This window comes from Spiribacter halobius (genome assembly GCF_020883455.1).
GTDB classification, from domain to species: Bacteria; Pseudomonadota; Gammaproteobacteria; order Nitrococcales; family Nitrococcaceae; genus Sediminicurvatus; species Sediminicurvatus halobius.
The window spans coordinates 504138-522030 of record NZ_CP086615.1 but is presented as its reverse complement, the minus strand read 5'-3'; the positions used below and the strand labels follow the sequence as shown (position 1 = coordinate 522030).

The 17893-nt window shown below is 71.3% G+C and carries 13 protein-coding genes; 6 read left to right on the top strand and 7 right to left on the bottom strand.

The window, feature by feature from the left end; translation table 11 throughout:
- The first annotated feature begins 156 nt into the window (after positions 1 to 156).
- Positions 157 to 2877, top strand: a complete 2721-nt coding sequence (locus tag LMH63_RS02425) for a bifunctional acetate--CoA ligase family protein/GNAT family N-acetyltransferase (RefSeq protein ID WP_109678958.1) — start codon at positions 157 to 159, stop codon at positions 2875 to 2877.
- Positions 2878 to 2913: 36 nt separating this feature from the next.
- On the opposite strand, the gene LMH63_RS02420 is transcribed toward LMH63_RS02425, so the two are convergent.
- Positions 2914 to 4065 (bottom strand): glycosyltransferase family 2 protein, encoded by a 1152-nt coding sequence (locus LMH63_RS02420; protein WP_158280387.1) that lies wholly within the window; start codon positions 4063 to 4065, stop codon positions 2914 to 2916.
- A 171-nt stretch (positions 4066 to 4236) separates the two neighbouring features.
- Between LMH63_RS02420 and LMH63_RS02415 the strand changes: the two genes are divergently transcribed.
- The gene (locus tag LMH63_RS02415) at positions 4237 to 5547 is read left to right on the top strand and encodes a GGDEF domain-containing protein (protein ID WP_109678960.1); all 1311 of its coding nucleotides are present in this window, start codon (positions 4237 to 4239) and stop codon (positions 5545 to 5547) included.
- On the opposite strand, the gene LMH63_RS02410 is transcribed toward LMH63_RS02415, so the two are convergent.
- Together LMH63_RS02410 and LMH63_RS02405 are read right to left on the bottom strand one after the other, a co-directional pair.
- A complete protein-coding gene (locus tag LMH63_RS02410; RefSeq protein ID WP_109678961.1) occupies positions 5507 to 5809 on the bottom strand; it encodes a metal-sensitive transcriptional regulator in 303 nt (100 codons plus the stop codon). The two genes, LMH63_RS02415 and LMH63_RS02410, sit on opposite strands and share 41 nt — an antisense overlap.
- 79 nt (positions 5810 to 5888) lie before the next feature.
- The gene (locus tag LMH63_RS02405) at positions 5889 to 8381 is read right to left on the bottom strand and encodes a heavy metal translocating P-type ATPase (protein ID WP_109678962.1); all 2493 of its coding nucleotides are present in this window, start codon (positions 8379 to 8381) and stop codon (positions 5889 to 5891) included.
- 174 nt (positions 8382 to 8555) lie between these two features.
- Between LMH63_RS02405 and LMH63_RS02400 the strand changes: the two genes are divergently transcribed.
- From LMH63_RS02400 to dctP, 4 genes are all read left to right on the top strand, one after another.
- Complete coding sequence (locus tag LMH63_RS02400) at positions 8556 to 9959, top strand: sigma-54 interaction domain-containing protein (protein ID WP_199225675.1); 1404 nt, start codon at positions 8556 to 8558, stop codon at positions 9957 to 9959.
- Between the two features lie 241 nt (positions 9960 to 10200).
- Entirely contained in the window at positions 10201 to 10716 is a 516-nt protein-coding gene (locus tag LMH63_RS02395) for a TRAP transporter small permease subunit (RefSeq protein ID WP_109678963.1), read from the top strand.
- Entirely contained in the window at positions 10706 to 12031 is a 1326-nt protein-coding gene (locus LMH63_RS02390; protein WP_109678964.1) for a TRAP transporter large permease, read from the top strand. The genes LMH63_RS02395 and LMH63_RS02390 overlap by 11 nt, the downstream gene beginning before the upstream one ends.
- Before the next feature lie 50 nt (positions 12032 to 12081).
- The gene (gene dctP / locus LMH63_RS02385) at positions 12082 to 13194 is read left to right on the top strand and encodes a TRAP transporter substrate-binding protein DctP (RefSeq protein ID WP_109678965.1); all 1113 of its coding nucleotides are present in this window, start codon (positions 12082 to 12084) and stop codon (positions 13192 to 13194) included.
- Positions 13195 to 13461: 267 nt separating this feature from the next.
- Here dctP and LMH63_RS02380 read toward each other — a convergent pair whose 3' ends face one another.
- From LMH63_RS02380 to LMH63_RS02365, 4 genes are all read right to left on the bottom strand, one after another.
- Positions 13462 to 13887 (bottom strand): hypothetical protein, encoded by a 426-nt coding sequence (locus LMH63_RS02380; RefSeq protein WP_146205222.1) that lies wholly within the window; start codon positions 13885 to 13887, stop codon positions 13462 to 13464.
- 53 nt (positions 13888 to 13940) lie between these two features.
- Positions 13941 to 15380, bottom strand: coding sequence for a multicopper oxidase family protein (locus LMH63_RS02375; RefSeq protein ID WP_109678967.1), 1440 nt, complete (start codon positions 15378 to 15380; stop codon positions 13941 to 13943).
- Positions 15381 to 15702: 322 nt separating this feature from the next.
- On the bottom strand, positions 15703 to 17451 hold the full coding sequence (locus LMH63_RS02370) for an ABC transporter substrate-binding protein (protein ID WP_109679021.1): 1749 nt from the start codon (positions 17449 to 17451) through the stop codon (positions 15703 to 15705).
- Between the two features lie 134 nt (positions 17452 to 17585).
- A complete protein-coding gene (locus tag LMH63_RS02365) occupies positions 17586 to 17888 on the bottom strand; it encodes a DUF2160 domain-containing protein (RefSeq protein WP_109678968.1) in 303 nt (100 codons plus the stop codon).
- Positions 17889 to 17893 lie beyond the last annotated feature (5 nt).

The following is a 17893-nucleotide window of genomic DNA, read 5'->3' as shown; positions in this document are numbered from 1 at the left end:
CGCCGGAGTTGAGTCTTTGCGAATCGGGAGCCTGTTTGAGCCCTAACCCGAAAACGCAGGCACCACGGGCCCTGTTCATTTCACGAAAGCGTCTGCTCATCTGCGTTACCATGCTGCTCTGCAGCAATTCGCTTCCCGCAGACGAGGTGCGGCGCCATGACCATTCGCAACCTGGACGCCCTGTTCAAGCCCGAGTCCGTGGCCGTGATCGGTGCCAGCCGCCGCGCCGGCTCCGTGGGCGCGGTACTGGCGCGTAACCTCTTCAACGGCGGCTTCGACGGACCGGTAATGCCGGTGAACCCGAAGCACCGGGCGGTGGCAGGCGTGCTCGCCTACCCGGACGTGGAGAGCCTGCCGGTAACCCCCGATCTGGCGGTGATCTGCACCCCGCCGCGGACGGTGCCGGATATCGTCGCCCAGCTGGCCGAGCGCGGCACCCGCGGTGCGGTGGTGATCACCGCCGGCTTCGGCGAGGGCGGTGACGACGACGGCATGGCCCTGCGCCAGCGCATGCTCGAGGCCGCACGGCCGCACCTGATGCGCATCATCGGCCCGAACTGCCTGGGCATCCTGGTGCCGGGGCAGGGCCTCAACGCGAGCTTCTCCCATCTGGCGCCGGCAAAGGGGCGGCTCGCCTTCGTCACCCAGTCCGGGGCCATCGTCACCTCGGTGCTGGACTGGGCGGAGCGCCGGGGCATCGGCTTCTCGCACATGGTCTCCCTCGGCGACATGTCGGACGTCGACTTCGGCGACATGCTCGACTACCTCGCCAACGACCCGGAGACCCGGGCGATCCTGCTCTACGTCGAGGCCGTGACCGACGCCCGCAAGTTCATGTCCGCGGCGCGGGCGGCAGCGCGCATGAAGCCCGTCATCGTCGTCAAGTCCGGGCGCCATGCGGCGAGCGCCAAGGCCGCCGCATCCCACACCGGCGCCCTGGCGGGCTCCGACGCCGTCTATGACGCCGCCTTCCGCCGCGCCGGCATGCTGCGCGTGGACACCCTCGGCGAGCTGTTCGCCGCCGTGGAGACGGTAGCCACCACCCGGCTGCCGGAGGGCGACCGCCTCGCCATCCTCACCAACGGCGGCGGCATCGGCGTGCTCGCCACCGACGCCCTGATGGACCGCCAAGGGCATCTGGCCGAGCTCTCCGAGGAGACCCTGAAGCGGCTGGATGACGTCCTGCCGCCGACCTGGTCCCACGGCAACCCGGTGGACATCATCGGCGACGCCCCCGGCAAGCGCTACGCGGACGCCCTGGCCGTGCTCACCGAGGCGCAGGAGGCCGACGCCGTGCTGGTGCTGAACTGTCCCACTGCCGTGGCCGACAGCATGGACGCCGCGGAGGCGGTGGTGGCCGAGGTGGAGCGCCGCGGCCAGGGCGGCCCGCGCCCCACGGTGCTCACCTGCTGGGTGGGCGAGTACACCGCGCAGCGCGCGCGCCAGCGCTTCGCCGATGCCCGTATCCCGAGCTACACCACGCCCGAGGGCGCCGTGCGCGCGTTCATGCACGTGGTCGACTACCGCCGCAGCCAGGAGGCGTTGCTGGAGACGCCGCCCTCGGTGCCGGAGGTGTTCACGCCTGACACGGAGCGGGCCAGGCGGCTGGTGGACGACGCCACCGCCGAGGGCCGGGAGTGGCTCACCGAGCCGGAGGCGAAGGCGCTGCTGGACGCCTACGGCGTCTCCGTAGTGCCGACGGAGGTGGCCCGGGACCCCGGGGCCGCGGCTGCCGCCGCCGACCGGCTGGGCTATCCGGCGGCGGTGAAGATCCTCTCGGCCGACATCACGCACAAGAGCGACGTCGGCGGCGTGGTGCTGGATCTCGAGGACGCCGGACAGGTCCGGCACGCTGCCGAGGCGATGCAGCGCCGGGTCGCCGAGACCTACCCGGACGCGCGCCTGGAGGGCTTCAGCGTGCAGCCCATGGTGCGCCGCGCCGGCGCCTGGGAGCTGATCGCGGGCTTCACCGAGGACGCCCAGTTCGGACCCGTGGTGCTGTTTGGCCAGGGCGGCACGGCGGTGGAGGTGATCCGGGATCAGGCCCTCGGCCTCCCTCCGCTCAACCTCAAGCTCGCTCACGAAATCATCGAGCGCACGCGCATCCACCGCCAGCTGGTCGGCTACCGGGACCGCAAGCCGGCGGATCTGGAGGCCATCGCCATCACCCTGATGCGTATCGCCCAGATCGCCGCCGATCTCTCCCAGGTCCGCGAGCTCGACATCAACCCGCTGCTCGCCTCATCGGAAGGCGTCGTCGCCCTGGACGCGCGGGTCCGTCTCGGCGGCGACGACCGTGGCGCAAAGCGGCTGGCGATACGGCCCTATCCCCGTGAGCTGGAGGAAACCGTGCACCTGGACGATGGCCGGGAGTTCCTGCTGCGGCCCATCCTGCCCGAGGACGAGCCGGCGGTGCACCGCGCCTTCGCCCAGCTCACCCCGGAGCAGATCCGCATGCGCTTCTTCGCGCCCATCAAGCAGCTGAGCCACGTCGCCGCGGCCCGCTTCACCCAGATCGACTACGACCGGGAGATGGCGCTGGTGCTCACCGAGACCGGCCGCCCGGCCGGCGAGGCGGATATCTTCGGCGTCGTCCACATCCACGCCGACCCGGACAACGAGCGCGCGGAGTACGCGGTGATCGTCAGCCACGAGCTCACCCGTCGCGGGCTCGGACGGCTGCTCATGGAGCGCGTGATCGACTACGCCCGCCGCCGCGGCATCCGGGAGATCCGCGGCGACGTCCTGCAGGAGAACCGGGCCATGCTGACCCTCTGCAAGCAGCTCGGCTTCCACCGCCGCCCCGATCCGGAGGACCGCGAGATCGTGCACGTGCGGCTGCCGCTGACCGGCGCGGGCGAGGACGGCGGCGACTGATGCCGGATGCGGGCGCCGCGGGCGCGCGGCCCGCGCTCAGTCCCGCATAAGCCGATCGTGATGGGCGCGCAGTGCCGCCAGCGGATAGGTCGTGCCACGCCAGCGCACCGCCCCCCGCCAGCATGCCAGCAGCGAGCCGCGCCACCACAGCCAGAGCATGGCGAGGGTGCCGAGGGGGCTGGCGAGGCCGATCCACACCGGCCAGCCGCTGCCGCGGGCCAGCACCCCGTGCACCAGGACGGTGACCGCCACCGTCGCGGCGTGCAGAGCGCGCTCGAGGCCCGTGGCGAGGGCGAGCCCCAGCCACGGCCACAGGCCGAGCAGGGCGATCACCGCCGTCAGCGCCACCAGCCGGGTGAGGCGAAAGCCGAAGGCGGCAAAGGCGTTCTTCTCGAAGTGGCGGATCATCTCGCCGGCGCTCGGGTACCAGGCCAGCCGCACCAGGCCGCCGGAGAGGGCGGCCGCGGAGCGTCCACCCGCCCGGGCCACGACGCGGCCGAGCATCATGTCGTCCAGCGGCGAGAGGGCGAAGGCCGCATGGCCGCCGGCCCGCCGGTAGGCGGCGGCCCGGACCAGGTTGAAGGCGCCGACGCCGACGTAGGCCCGGCGGTCCTCCGGCAGGCGCCAGGGGCGGAACCAGGCGAGGAAGCTCATGGCGAACTGCAGCAGCATCAGCCGCAGCACCAGGCCCCGGGCCTCCAGGCTGGGGAAGACGGCGAGATGATCCAGCCGCTGGCGGCCGGCCTCGGCCAGGGCCCGCGGCAGCGCCCCGGGCTCGAGGCGCACGTCGGCATCCATGAACAGCAGCCACTCGCCCCGGGCTGCTGCCGCGCCCCGCGCCAGCGCGTGGTTCTTGCCGAGCCAGCCGGGCGGCAGCCTGTCCAGTCGGATCCGGCGCAGCCGCGGGTCGACGGCAAGGCCCTCCAGCGCGCCCCAGGTGCCGTCCCCGGAGCGGTCGTCCACCACCACGACCTCGAGGCCTGGCGTGGCGGCGGCGAGCAGGGCGCGCACGGTGGCGGCGATGTGAGCCGCCTCGTCCCGCGCCGCGATCACCACGGACACCGTCGGCAGCGGACCGGGGGGCGGACGCACGGCGGTGAGCAGCGGCAGCCGGCGCACGCCGAGCAGCAGCAGCGCCGCGCCGCCGGCGACGGCACCCAGGCAGATCAGCGCAAGCAGCAGGCTCATCCCCATTCCTGTCGAAAATGCCCCGGGAGTCGGCTAGGTCCTGACGGCGGAGTCCTCGCAACGTCCGGAAGTTCCAGCCACGGCTGACAGCTCGGGGAGCCCCGACTATAGTGGAACCGCCTCCGGGCCCGGGGGACGGCAAACGGATTTGCGACATGGCTCGGAGGGCCCATGACACTCACCACTGCACTGTTTCTCGGCGGCATCTTCGCCGCCGCCACGCTGAGTCTTCTCGGCGCGCTGGCCGCCGGCGGGTTCGCCCTCGCCTACCGCCAGCCGGATCGCCATCTCGGCCTCGCGCTCTGCTTCGCGGCGGCGAGCCTCGCCTCGGGCGGGTATCTCTTCGCCACCCTGATCATTCGCCTGTCCCATCACATCGATGACCTCACCTGGGTCCCGGCGGCCTATCAGCTGGCCCTGGTGAGCGCCGTGCTGGCCGGACCGGCCTACATCCTCCTGCACGCGGTGTTTGCCCACGACGTGCAGCGCCAGCAACGGACGCTGCAGCTGCTCACCGCTGCCGCCCTGCTGCTTGCCGTCATGAGCCTCGTCCCGGGTGAGTGGTCGGTGCTGGAGAACCGCGAGATCCGGGTCGTGGACAACAACGTCCTGCCCCACTACGGCGCCGCGCGGGACGTCTACCTGGCCGTAATCCTCACCGCCATGCTGTTCCTGGCCCGCCAGGTGCTCACGGTCTGCCGGCAGCGGCGGGGGCACTGGCCGTGGCTGCTGCACGGCGCCACCGGCCTGCTGCTGGTTATCCTGCCGGCGGTGGACGCCCTGCGGGAGCTGGAGGTGGTGATCTTCCCCGAGCCGGTGGCCTGGCTCGGCTTCGCCCTGTTCAACGTCAGCTCGCTGGCGCTGCTGGGCGCCGACTACCGGCGGCTGCTGGAAGAGCGGCGGAACCAGGCCCTGCGCCTGCGCGAGCTGGATCAGGCGGCGAGCCGCGACGCCCTCACCGGACTGCACAACCGCCGGGCCATGGAGCGCACCCTGGACGAGCGCCAGGCCGCGGGGCTCGCCTCCGCGCTGGTGCTCATCGACCTGGACGATTTCAAGGCGGTGAACGACCGCCACGGCCACGCCGTGGGCGACCGGATGCTGCAGGCGGTGGCGGACGCGATTGCCGCCGCCCTGCGCCGCAGCGACAGCGCCGCGCGCTGGGGCGGCGACGAGTTCCTGGTCTGCCTGCCGGAGGCGGATGCCGACGACGCCTACGAGGTGCTGCGCCGGCTGCGTGGCGCCCTGCAGCCGCTGCAGCTGACCGTCGGCGAGCGGCGCCTGCAGCTCACCGCGAGCATCGGCCTGGCGACTGTGGGGGAAAGTGGCGACTGGCGGGACGCCTTCGATGCCGCCGACCGGGCGCTGTACCGGGTCAAGGACGAGGGCAAGGCGGCGCTGGTCACCGCCGACGAGGCGCTGGCCTTCGGCGCAGCGGCGGTCAGCGGTACTTCAGGACCTCCATCAGCTCCGCCACGATGACGTCGGCATCGCCGCGCTCGCGGGCGGACACCACGTGGTTGCGCAGGTGGCTGCGGAGCACGCCCTCGCCCACCTTGGCCAGCGCCCCCTCCACCGCCTTCACCTGCTTGAGCACGTCCACGCAGTAGACGTCCTCGCGCTCGAGCATGCGGATGATCCCGTCCACATGCCCGCGCACCGAGGCGAGCCGGCGGCGGGCATCCTCACGTACCGCCGGGTCGAGGGCGAGCTGGCAGCAGGCGTCCGGGGCATCACTGGCCATGGCGGGTCTCCTTTCTGTGGCTGTCGGCAGAGTCTCTCACCGATTGTCGGCTCGCGGGCGCGGCACCGGCGGCGGGCGGTTATCCCGTGGCCGCGGCTGCTGCCGGCGCGGGCTTGCCGTTGCCCCGTGGCTCGGCGCGGAAACGGCGCAGGCGCAGCGAGTTGCTCAGCACGAACAGGCTGGACAGGCTCATCGCCGCCGCGGCGGCCATCGGGTTCAGCAGCCAGCCGGTGAGCGGGAACAACAGCCCCGCCGCCACCGGAATCAGCGCCACGTTATAGCCGTAGGCCCAGAGGAAGTTCAGCCGCACCGTGCGCCGGGTCTGGCGTGCGAGGCGCAGGGCGGCGCCGAGCTGGTGGAGATCAGCGCGCATGAGCACCACATCCGCGGCCTCGATGGCGATGTCGGTGCCGGTGCCGATGGCGATGCCTGCGTCCGCCTGGGCCAGAGCCGGGGCGTCGTTGATGCCGTCACCGACGAACAGCACCCGGGCCCCCTCGGCCTGCAGCCGCTGTACCTCCCTGGCCTTGCCGTCCGGCAGCACGCCGGCCATGACCCGATCGATGCCGAGGCGCCGGCCGACGGCCTCGGCGGTGGCGCGATGGTCGCCGGTGATCATGGCCACGGTGACGCCGAGGCCCTGCAGCTCGGCGACGGCGGCCTCGGCCTCCCGGCGCGGCGGGTCCGCCACCGCCAGCAGGGCCAGCAGCTGGCCGTCCACGGCGGCATACAGCGGGCTCTTCGCCTCCTCCGTGAGCCGCCGGGCGGTATCGGCGACGGCAGAGACGTCCACGCCGAGCCAGGTCATGTAGTGCTCGGCGCCGACATGCACCCAGCGTCCGTCCACGCGACCCTCGACGCCATAGCCCGCGACGGCGTCGAAGTCGCTGACCGGGGCGAGAGCGAGGCCCCGCTCGCGGGCGGCGGCGACGATGGCCTCGGCCACCGGATGCTCGCTGCGCGCCTCCACGGCGGCGATCAGCGCCAGTGCCTCGTCCTCGGCCCCGGCCGGGACCTCCAGATCCGTCAGCCGCGGCTCGCCGGCGGTGAGGGTCCCGGTCTTGTCCAGGACCACGGTATCCGCGCCGGCCAGGGTCTCCAGCGCCGCGCCGCGGCGGAACAGCACACCGGCCTCGGCGCCCTTGCCGGTCGCCACCATCACCGCCGTGGGGGTGGCGAGCCCCATGGCGCAGGGGCAGGCGATCAGCAGCACGCTCACCGCCGCGACGAAGGCATAGGAGAGCGCCGGCTCCGGGCCAACGGTCAGCCACGCGGCGAAGGTGGCCAGCGCCACCAGCATGACGATGGGCACGAACACGCCGGCGATACGGTCGGCGAGCTGCTGGATCGGCGGCTTCTCCGCCTGGGCGCGCTCCACCAGCTGGATGATGCGCGCCAGCACGGTGTCGTCGCCGGTGCGGGTGACGCGGAAGGTCAGGCTGCCGTTGCGGTTCACTGTGCCGCCGACGAGCTCGTCGCCCACGCCCTTGGCCACCGGCACCGGCTCCCCGGAGATCATCGACTCGTCCACCCGGGAGGCGCCCTCCAGCACCTCGCCGTCCACCGGTACGCGCTCGCCGGGCCGGACCACCACCTGGTCGCCGGCCACCACCTCGGCCAGCGGCACCTCGACGGGCTCGCCGTTGCGGACGACGCGCGCGGTGTGCGCCTGCAGGCGCAGCAGCCGCCGGATGGCCTCCGAGGTGCGGCCGCGGGCGCGGTGCTCGAGATAGCGCCCCACGAGGATCAGCGTGACGATGACGCCCGCCGCCTCGAAGTAGCTCGCCGCAGTGCCGGGGGGGAAGATCCCCGGCACCAGCAGCGCCAGCAGCGAGTAGCCCCAGGCCGCGGAGGCGCCGATCATCACCAGGCTGCTCATGCCCGGGGCACGATGCCGCAGCTCGGCCCAGCCCTGGCGGTAGAACTGGCCGCCGGCGCCGAACAGCACCGGCGTCACCAGCAACAGCTCCACCAGCATCCAGGCCCGCCCGGACATCAGGCCGAGCAGGAAATCGCCGCTACCCGGCAAATGCCGGCCCATGGCCACCAGCACCAGCGGCAGGGTGAGCGCCGCGGCCCAGCGAACCCGGCGGCGGAGGGCGGCGAGCTCGCCGTCCTCGGCGCCGGCTTCCGCGTCGGCCTCGGTGGCCTCGTGCGGACGGGCCGTATAGCCGGCGTCGTGGACGGCGCGGGCGAGGCCATCCGCGGACACCGCCCCGGCAAGATGGCGCACCCGGGCCTGGCCGAGGGCGAGGTTCACCGAGGCCTCGAGCACACCCGGCGTCGCCGCCAGCGCCCGCTCCACGCGGCTTACGCAGCCGCCGCAGGTCATGCCCTGGATCGCCAGCACGGTCTCCGCCTCGGGCGCCTCGTAGCCGGCGTCGCGCACGGCGGCGGCCAGGTCCGCGGCCGCCGGGGGCTGGTCGGCGAGCTGCAGCCAGGCGCGGCCGGTGGCGAGATTGACCTCCGCCCCGGCGACGCCGGGCTCGGCGCGCAGCCGCTGCTGCACCCGCGAGACACAGCCCCCACAGGTCATGCCGTTGATGGTCAGGGTGAGCTCGCGCTCAGCCATGGCGGTCTCCTGGAAGTCGGACGACCCGGGGTGGTGCTACCCACCCCACCCCGGGTGGGGTATCCCCAGGATGGCGCGAGCGCTGCACGCGGTCAAGCCCGCTGGTCCGTGCGACGGGGGCATGATAGAACGCCGGGGACTTCATAACCCAGCGCGCCAGACCACGGAGGCGCCGTGACCCCAGCCACCGCCCGGGAGTCCCTCTCCGCAGCCCGCCTGCACCAGGCCCTGGAGGCCATGGACGAGTGCCTGGTGATCGTCGACCGCGACGGCATCATCCGCCTGCTGAACCAGGCCTACGGGCGTTTCCTCGGAGTCGACCCGGCCGCCGTCACCGGCCGGCCGGTGACCGAGGTGATCGAGAACACCCGCATGCACATCGTCGCCCGCAGCGGGCGCGCCGAGGTGGCGCAGATCCAGCTGATCCAGGGGCGGCACATGATCGCAAGCCGCTATCCGATCCTTGACCGCGGCCGTCCGGACGGGGCCATCGGCATCGTCATGTACCGCAACACCGATGACCTCTGGCAGATGAACGCCCAGGTCCGGCGGCTGGTGGCGGAGCTGGACTACTACCGCGAGGCCATGGCCGAGTCGGGAGCCGGCGCCGGCACGATGATCGGAGAGAGCGCCGCCATCGAGGACCTGCGCGCCCGCCTGCGCAAGGTCGCCGCCGGGGACGCGACGGTGCTCATCCGCGGCGAATCCGGCACCGGCAAGGAACTCTGCGCCCGCGCCCTGCACGCCCAGAGCAACCGGGCGAGCGGGCCGTTCATCGCCGTCAACTGCGCCGCCCTGCCCGAGGAGCTGCTGGAGGCGGAGCTCTTCGGCTACGAGCCGGGCGCCTTTACCGGCGCCCGCCGTGGCGGCAAGCCCGGGCGCTTCCAGCTCGCCGACGGCGGCACGCTGTTTCTGGACGAGATCGGCGACATGCCGCCGAGCATGCAGGTGAAGCTCCTCCGCGTGCTGCAGAGCCGCGAGGTCGAGCCGGTAGGCGGTACGCGCTCGGTACCGGTGGACGTACGCATCCTCGCCGCCACCCATCGGCCGCTGGAGCGACTGGTGAGCCGCGGCCAGTTCCGCGAGGACCTCTTCTACCGCATCAACGTCGTGCCGCTGGACGTGCCGCCCCTGCGCGAGCGCCCGGAGGACATCCCGCTGCTGGTGGAACACGTGCTGGCGCGGCTCGCCCGGCGCATGGGCCGGCGCGTGCCCGCCATGGACGAGGACGCCATGGCGCTGCTCCGCGGTGCCGAGTGGCCGGGCAACGTGCGCGAGCTCGAGAATGCGGTGGAGGCGGCGTTCTATCTCAGCGAGGGCGATCACATCGGCGTCGAGGACCTGCCCGGCGGGCTGCGCCGCAGTGCCCGGCCGGCGGCACCGCAGGGGACGCTGCGCCAGGTGCTCGACCGCGCCGAGCGCGAGGCCATCGAGGCCGCTCTGCGGGCCACCGGGGGCAATCGCATGCAGGCGGCCCGGCAGCTGGCGGTGAGCAAGTCCACCTTCTACGAGAAGCTCGCCCGGCACGGCATCCGTCCGCATTTCCGGAGTGACTCCGACGATCCGGAGCGACCCTGAGAGCCCATCCGCCGCCGCCGCGTGCCGAAGCGGGATGGTCGGTCGGGCTCAGGCGCCCCGCCTGCCGTCCGGCGGTCCGGACGGCAGGCGGGGGGAGGCGCCTCCGGCTCATACAGTAACGCATTGATTTCAATGACCTGCAGGCCTGGCATGGCGCTTGCTGCGCCCGTGGGCTACAAGGGCGCTGAAGCCGGCCCACCGGCCCTCCCGTAAACCGGGCGCCCCAGGCGAGGAGGAGACTATGCACACCGTGCTCCGGGCCGTGGACGGCCTGAACGAGTGGACCGGGCGGATCATCGCCGTCGCCACGGTGTTCATCGTGCTGTTCACGATCTATGACGTCGGCTCCCGGGCGCTGTTCTCGCGCCCGACGGACTGGGCGTTCGAGGTCACCAAGCAGCTCTACGCCCTGCACTTCATGATGCTCGGTGGCTACGCGCTGCTGCATCGCAGCCACGTGGAGGTGGACGTCTTCAAGGAGCGGCTGTCCGCCCGTGGTCAGGCGCTGCTGGACGTGCTGGGCTATCTGGTGTTCTTCCTTCCGTTCGTCATCGTGCTGCTCGCCTACAGCATTCGCTTCGCGAGCCGCTCCTGGGCCAGCGGCGAGACGACCTACGGCATCCTCGCCATCCCGGTCTACCCCATCAAGACGGTCATCTGCATCGCGGCGGTACTGCTCGCCCTGCAGGCGCTGGCGACGTTCGCGCGGGCGGTCACGGTGCTCCTGCGCGGGGAGGAGCGCGCCCATGTCGCCTGAGCTGCTCACCGTGGTCATGTTCGGCGGCCTGCTGGCGGGGCTGTTCATGGGCCATCCGCTGCCCTTCGTGCTCGGCGGCGTGGCGGTGATCGCGGCCTTCCTCGGCCCCGGCTTCGGCGCCTTCGGCATCATCGTCAACCGCATCTACGGCGGCGTCATGGACAACTACGTCCTGGTCGCCATCCCGCTGTTCATCCTGATGGCGCGCTTCCTGAACGACTCCGGCGTCACCGACCGGATGTTCGAGACCCTGCGCCTCGCCCTCGGCCGCGTCCGCGGCGGCCTCACCCTGGCCGTGGTGGTGGTCTCGGTGCTGCTCGCCGCCACCACCGGCATCGTCGGCGCCTCGATCACGGTCATGGGCATGATCGCCCTGCGCCCGATGCTCGAGTACGGCTATCAGAAGGAGCTGAGCGTCGGCACGGTGATGGCGAGCGGGACGCTGGGCATCCTCATCCCGCCGAGCATCATGCTGGTGCTGATGGCCAGCTACTCGCCGCTGTCGGTGGGCGAGCTGTTCGCCGGCTCCCTGGTGCCGGGGCTGCTGCTCGGCCTCGCCTACGCGGTGTATGTGGTCATCACCTGCCTGCTGCGCCCGGACTGGGGCCCGCCGGTCGCCGAGAGCGAGCTGCAGGACATCAGCCGCGGCGAGATCGCCGGCCGACTGCTGCGCCACGTGCTGCCGCCCATCGGGCTGATCCTGGGCGTGCTCGGGGCGCTGTTCACCGGCGTCGCCACCGCCACCGAGGCCTCGGCCATCGGCGCCTTCCTCGCCTTCGTGATGATGGTGGGCTACGGGCAGTTCACCCCGCGGCGATTCATGGTCTCGCTGCTGGAGACGGGCAAGGTGACCGCCATGGTGCTGTGGGTCATCGTCGGCGCCACGGCGTTCACGGGTGTGTTCAACATCGGCGGCGGCATGCGCATGGTGCAGGAGCTGCTGATCGGCGCCGACCTCTCTCCGGCGGTGCTGATCTTCGTGATGCTCGCCATCGTCTTCCTGCTCGGCATGTTCCTCGACTGGACCGGCATCGTGCTGCTGAGCTTCCCGATCATGCTGCCGGTGATCGAGGCCATGGAGCTGGACCCGCTCTGGTTCGTGGTGATGATGGCGGTGATGCTGCAGACCTCGTTCCTGACACCGCCGTTCGGCTACGCGCTGTTCTATCTGAAGGGGGTCGCCCCACCGGAGGTCGGCACCCTGCACCTGTACCGCGGCATCGTCCCGTTCGTGCTGATCATCCTCGGCATGATCGGGCTGATGGCGCTCTTCCCGGGCATCGTGACCTGGCTGCCGGAGCAGCTCTTCGGCTGACGGGTCACCGGTTCCCCGCAACGACAACCGCAGACGCGGAGGAGAGACTCATGACGCACACCCGACGCAGCAACCTGACCCACGCCGCCCTCGCCGGCGTCACCGCCCTCGGTCTCGCCGCCGCCGGGCAGGCCGCCGCCCAGACCCAGTGGACCATGACCACCACCTGGCCCTCGTCGCTGGAGCTCATCGAGCTGGACCGGCACTGGGTGGAGCTGGCCAACCAGCTTGCCGGCGACGAGCTGCAGATCACCTTCCACGAGGGCGGCTCGCTCATGCCCGGCACCCAGGTGTTCGACGCCACCAGCGCCGGCGACATCGACGCCGCCGGCGACTGGCCCGGCTACTGGGCCGGACGCAGCCCGGCCTTCGGCCCGCTGGCGAGCACGCCGATGCTCTTCAACGGCGCCGACTACCTGAACTGGATCCAGGAGTGGGGCGGCTTCGAGGTCTACCAGGAGGTCTACGGCGAGTACGACATGGTGTACCTGCCCTACGGCATCACCAACAACGAGTCGGGCATTCGCACCAACGAGCCGATCCGCTCCATCGAGGACTTCGAGGGCCTGCGCCTGCGTGTCTCCGGGCGTGACCAGGGCCGTGTGCTCGAGCGCCTCGGCGCCCAGCAGGTGAGCCTCGCCGGCGGCGAGATCTATCAGGCGCTGGAGCGCGGCGTGGTGGACGGTGCCGAGTTCTCCGTGCCCGGCGTCGACTACGAGGCGGGCTTCCACGAGGTCACCGACTACTGGCTCACCCCGGGCTGGCATCAGTCGGCCAGCGTCTTCGGCGTGATGATCAACCGCAACTCCTGGGACGCCCTCTCGGAGGAGACGCGCAACGCGCTGATCACCGCCTCCGAGGCCACCCTGGCCTGGTCGCTGGCCTGGTCGGAGCGCCGCTCCAACGAGGGCACCCGCCAGTTCCAGGAAGCAGGGGTGGAGATCACCCGCCTGCCGGACGAGGATCTGGTGGAGCTCCAGCAGATCGCCAACGAGGTGATCGTGGAGAGCGCCTGCGAGGACGAGCGCATCGCCCGCGTCTACCACTCCCAGGTCTCCTACCTCGAGGACTACGCCGCCTGGCGGGACGTCTCCAAGCCCTTCAACCTGAGCCGTTCCTACGAGGAGCTGCCGGACCTCGAGGCCATCGAGGAGTGCCTCTGAGACTCCCCTGAACCGCCTCCGGGCGGATTCCGGAATGGAGCGGCCCCGCGCCTCGGCGTGGGGCCGTTCATCGTCAGAGGCGCAGCCCTAGCCCGGAAATCTCACCGATCCGCGGCTGCGGACGCGGATCTGACGGGCAGTCCGGCGTTGCGCTCGGTCCGCGTGCTCGACGTACTGTCGAGTACGCCTGCGCGCCCGGACTCTCCCGCGCCTTGTCCTGCCCGCCATCTCCACGCCCTCGCTGCGCGAATCGGTGAGAGTTCCGGGCTAGCCGCCGGAGAATGCCAGCGGCAGCGAGTACTCCGCGTCCCAGGACTGGCCGCCGCCACGCACCGCGCTGACCTCGAGCGCGCCGGCGTTCAGGCTGACCCCGTCGGGCAGCGGGCAGCGGAACGCCCGCTCGGCGGCCGTGCACTCCACCCGGTGCGTCTCGCCCTGCTGGCGGACGGTTACCTCGACGGAGGACTCCGCGGTCTGCGGGTTCTCGAACTGCATGTCCAGCAGATACACCCGCAGTGCCCCGGACGCGGCCACGACCTCGGTGTGGAACGCCCCGGGCATGCGGATCTCCCCGCCATGCGGCCCGGGCTCCGCCTCGCCATGGGCCAGCGCTGCGGTCGTACCCGCCAGAAGCACGCTCGAGGCCAATACGGCGCTCGCCATCCGGGGGGTCGGGCTCGAAAACCATCGCATGAAGCTTCTCCTGTGCTGTTCAGAACTGGGCGCCGTGCCACGGCAGGTTGGGGTCAGGCAACCCGCAGCAACGTCATCATCCCCGCCGCCTGGTGCTCCAGTATGTGGCAGTGAAACATCCAGTCACCGGGGTTGTCCGCCACGAACGCCACCTCGGCGGTCTCGCGGCGGTCGAGCAGGACCGTATCCTGCCAGGGCCGATCCGGCACCGGGGCATCGTTGCGCGTCAGCACCCGGAAGGCATGGCCGTGCAGGTGCATGGGATGGGGCCAGGCGGTGTTGTTGCGCAGGCGCAGCCGCACGTGGGCGCCGCGGGCCAGCGTGAGCGCCGGCGGCAGATGGTGGCCGCCGGCGGCGACCCCGTTGATCCCCCACATCAGACCGGTCTCGCGAATCAGCCTCATGCCGGCCGGGCGGCCGTCGATGGTCAGCGCGTCGATATTGCCCATGGCGCCGCCATCCAGGGTGATCTCGTGGCGTTCCGCGCGCGCCAGGTCCGGCTCCGGCACGGGATTCGCCGGCAGCGGTGCCGGCTCGCCGGGGGCCGCCTCGCGCCGGGGCGCAGCGTAGCGCAGGCGGGCGACGGGGGCCGTGGCCTCCCGGGCGAAGGCATCGAAGACCTCGTGCCCACTGCCGGGCTCATGCGCCTCGCCGTCCAGGAACAGATCCGCCCGCATGCCGGGGCCGAGCACCATCGGCTCGTCGGCGTCGAGCCGCCGCGGCGGCACCGGATGGCCGTCCAGGGCCATCAGCCAGGGGCGGTGGCCGCCGAAGCGCAGACCGAAGATACGGGCATTGGCGGCGTTCACCAGCCGCAGCCGCACGCGCTCGCCCCGATGCAGTGCGTGCTCGGCCGGCGGCGTGCCGTTGACCGTGGTCCAGTTGCCGACCCGCCCGCCATGGCTGCGATCGTGCCAGTTCCCGAACGCCGCGAGCTGGCCCTCACGGGTGATGCGCCAGTCATCCAGCACCCAGAGCCATTCGCCATCCACCGCCGGCGGCTCCCGCTCCTCGACGATCAGCGCGCCGTAGAGCCCGCGCCCTACCTGCTGCTCGCTGCGGATATGCGGGTGGTACCAGAAGGTGCCGGCATCCACCGCGTGGAAGGCATAGTCGAACGCGGCCCCGGGCGCGATGGGCGCCTGAGTCACCCCGGGCACCCCGTCCATGGCGTTGGGCAGCCGGAGCCCGTGCCAGTGGACGCTGGTCGGCTCGTCGAGCCCGTTGTCCACGCGCACCCGCAGCCGCTCACCCTGCCGCACCCGCAGCACCGGGCCGGGCACGGTCCCCTCGTAGGCCCAGACGTCCACCGGCGGGTGCGCATCGCCGCCGAGACGCCACGCGGCCGGGGCCGGATGCAGCCGGCGGACCTCGCCGGGCGACGCGGCCAGCGCCCGCAACGGCAGAGGCAGCAGCCCGGTACCGAGCAGGCCCGCTCCAGCGCGTAGGAAACGTCGGCGGCGGGGGGAGAATGGCGGGAAGACAGAGTCCATGGTTGTTTCCTACTCAAATCGCCTCGTATCACCTGCCCGGGAGATTCGCGGCGGGGGCGCCGCTCCCACAGGCTCCGATCCTGGCAACACGACAAGTTAAGGCCTGTGGGAGGCGCGCCCTCGCGCCGAATGTCCGACATACCGATTGCAGGCCTCCTACGGAGATCGAGGCACCTGACTCAGTTCAACCGTCGCGGAACAACCACCCAGCGATGGCGGTTCTTTCCGCTTTAGTGCCAGCCTGCCCCGGATACGCCGCAGACGCCACCAAAAACAAGGGGGCCCGCAGGCCCCCTCGCGTTGACGTGGCGTGGTCAGCGCCTCAGTTGCTGGCCTCCCGCCAGCTCTGCACGAGCTCGTCGTAGGGCACCGTCTCGCCCTGCGGCTTCTCGTTCTCCAGCGCCGGCTTCGGCGCACCCGGCTGGTCGAACCAGTACTGCGCGTCACGCAGCTCGTTCAGCCGCGGACCGCAGCGCTCCTGCACGTTCGCCCGCTCCAGGCGCTGCATCACCCGGTCCTGCTGCTCGGCCAGCGTGTCCATGGCCTCCTGCGGCGGGACGTTGCCCGTCACCGCCTCGGCCACATTGGACCACCAGAGCTGGGCAAGACGCGGATAGTCCGGCACGTTGGTGCCGGTGTCGGTCCACTGCAGCCGGGCCGGGCTGCGGTAGAACTCCACCAGACCGCCGAGCTCCGGCGCCCGCTCCGTGAAGGACTCGTGCATGATGTCCGACTCACGAATGGGCGTGAGGCCCACGTGGGTCTTCTTCAGGGACACGGTCTTCGACGTCACGAACTGGGCGTAGAGCCAGGCCGCCTTGCGGCGCTCCGGGTCGGCATGCTCGAACAGCGTCCAGGAACCGACGTCCTGATAGCCGACCTTCATGCCCTCCTCCCAGTACGGGCCGTGGGGCGAGGGGGCCATGCGCCACTTGGTGGTGCCGTCCTCGTTCACCACCGGGATGCCCTCCTCGGCCATGGAGGCGGTAAAGGCGGTGTACCAGAAGATCTGCTGGGCGATGTTGCCCTGGGCAGGCACCGGGCCGGCCTCGGAGAAGGTCATGCCCGAGGCCTCCGGCGGCGCGTAGGCCTTCAGCCACTCGATGTACTTGCGCAGGGCGTACACCGCCGCCGGGCTGTTTACCGCACCGCCGCGGCGGACGTCCGAGCCCACCGGATGGCAGTCCTCCACGCGAATGCCCCATTCGTCCACCGGCAGACCGTTGGGGATGCCCTTGTCGCCAGCGCCGGCCATGGACAGCCAGGCGTCGGTGAAGCGCCAGCCCAGGGACGGGTCCTTCTTGCCGTAGTCCATGTGGCCGTAGACGCGCTCGCCGTCGATCTCCTGGACGTGCTCGGTGAAGAACTCGGCGATGTCCTCATAGGCGGACCAGTTCACGGGCACGCCCAGCTCATAGCCGTAGATCTCCTCGAACTGCTCCTGCAGGTCCTCGCGCTGGAACCAGTCGTAGCGGAACCAGTAGAGGTTGGCGAACTGCTGGTCCGGGAGCTGGTAGAGCTTGCCGTCCGGGGCGGTGGCAAAGCTGGTGCCGATGAAGTCGTCCAGATCCAGGGTCGGCGAGGTGACGTCGGCACCCTCGCCCTCCATGTAGTCGGAGAGCGGGATGACGTCGCCATAGCGGAAGTGCGTGCCGATGAGGTCGGCATCGTTGACGTAGGCGTCGTAGATGCTCTCCTTTGACTGCATCTCCGTCTGCACGGCCTCGATGACGTCACCCTCCTGGATGAGGTCATGGGTCAGGTTGATGCCGGTGATCTCGGAGAAGGCCTCTGCGAGCACCTCGGACTCGTACTCGTGGGTAGCGATGGTCTCGGAGACCACCGTCACGTCCATGCCGCGGAACGGCTTGGCGGCATCGATGAACCACTCGAGCTCGGCGAGCTGCTCCTCGCGGGTGAGCGTCGAGGGCTGGAACTCGTCGAGCCACTCCTCGGCGCGGGCCATCTCCTCCTCGGTAGCAGCCTGGGCAGCCCCCAGACCACCCAGGCTCAGCGCGGCCGCCACGGCGAGTGCCGTCGTCGACCGCTGAATGCCAGTCTGCTGTCTCATCGTCATCTCCTCCTGCATGGGATGCCTATCCCGTTGCTCTACTATCGCCGTCCCCCGGCTCCGTGCCGGCGGGACATGCCCGTGCTGCGTTCGGGCGCCCGCCGCCCGCGCAGCGGTAACGCCCCAGGGGCCAGCTACCCCCAGCGCAGCATCACGGCCATGAAGGCCGCCGCCAGCGCCGATGCGAAAAGCAGGTTGGCCTCGGTGAATGCGAGCCAGCCCAGATGGATGTAGGCGGAGCCGAGCAGCCCCATGAACAGCCGGTCGCCGCGGGTGGTGGGCACCGGAAGAAAGCCGCGCCGCTCCACCGTGGGCCAGACGAACTGGAGCACGCCGAAGACCACCAGCATCACCGCGATGGCGGTGAAGAAGATGGCCACCGGCATGGTCCAGGCCATCCAGTCGAGGCTGAATCCGCCCTGCTGTCCGACTTCCATGACGT

What these genes read in the sequence shown, in the direction of transcription:
- LMH63_RS02375 (WP_109678967.1), bottom strand. Translation starts at nt 15,380, where the DNA reads ATGGACTCTGTCTTCCCGCCATTCTCCCCCCGCCGCCGACGTTTCCTA.
- LMH63_RS02420 (WP_158280387.1), bottom strand. Translation starts at nt 4,065, where the DNA reads ATGAGCCTGCTGCTTGCGCTGATCTGCCTGGGTGCCGTCGCCGGCGGC.
- dctP (WP_109678965.1), top strand. Translation starts at nt 12,082, where the DNA reads ATGACGCACACCCGACGCAGCAACCTGACCCACGCCGCCCTCGCCGGC.
- LMH63_RS02370 (WP_109679021.1), bottom strand. Translation starts at nt 17,451, where the DNA reads ATGAGACAGCAGACTGGCATTCAGCGGTCGACGACGGCACTCGCCGTG.
- LMH63_RS02405 (WP_109678962.1), bottom strand. Translation starts at nt 8,381, where the DNA reads ATGGCTGAGCGCGAGCTCACCCTGACCATCAACGGCATGACCTGTGGG.
- LMH63_RS02365 (WP_109678968.1), bottom strand. Translation starts at nt 17,888, where the DNA reads ATGGAAGTCGGACAGCAGGGCGGATTCAGCCTCGACTGGATGGCCTGG.
- LMH63_RS02410 (WP_109678961.1), bottom strand. Translation starts at nt 5,809, where the DNA reads ATGGCCAGTGATGCCCCGGACGCCTGCTGCCAGCTCGCCCTCGACCCG.
- LMH63_RS02415 (WP_109678960.1), top strand. Translation starts at nt 4,237, where the DNA reads ATGACACTCACCACTGCACTGTTTCTCGGCGGCATCTTCGCCGCCGCC.
- LMH63_RS02390 (WP_109678964.1), top strand. Translation starts at nt 10,706, where the DNA reads ATGTCGCCTGAGCTGCTCACCGTGGTCATGTTCGGCGGCCTGCTGGCG.
- LMH63_RS02395 (WP_109678963.1), top strand. Translation starts at nt 10,201, where the DNA reads ATGCACACCGTGCTCCGGGCCGTGGACGGCCTGAACGAGTGGACCGGG.
- LMH63_RS02380 (WP_146205222.1), bottom strand. Translation starts at nt 13,887, where the DNA reads ATGCGATGGTTTTCGAGCCCGACCCCCCGGATGGCGAGCGCCGTATTG.
- LMH63_RS02425 (WP_109678958.1), top strand. Translation starts at nt 157, where the DNA reads ATGACCATTCGCAACCTGGACGCCCTGTTCAAGCCCGAGTCCGTGGCC.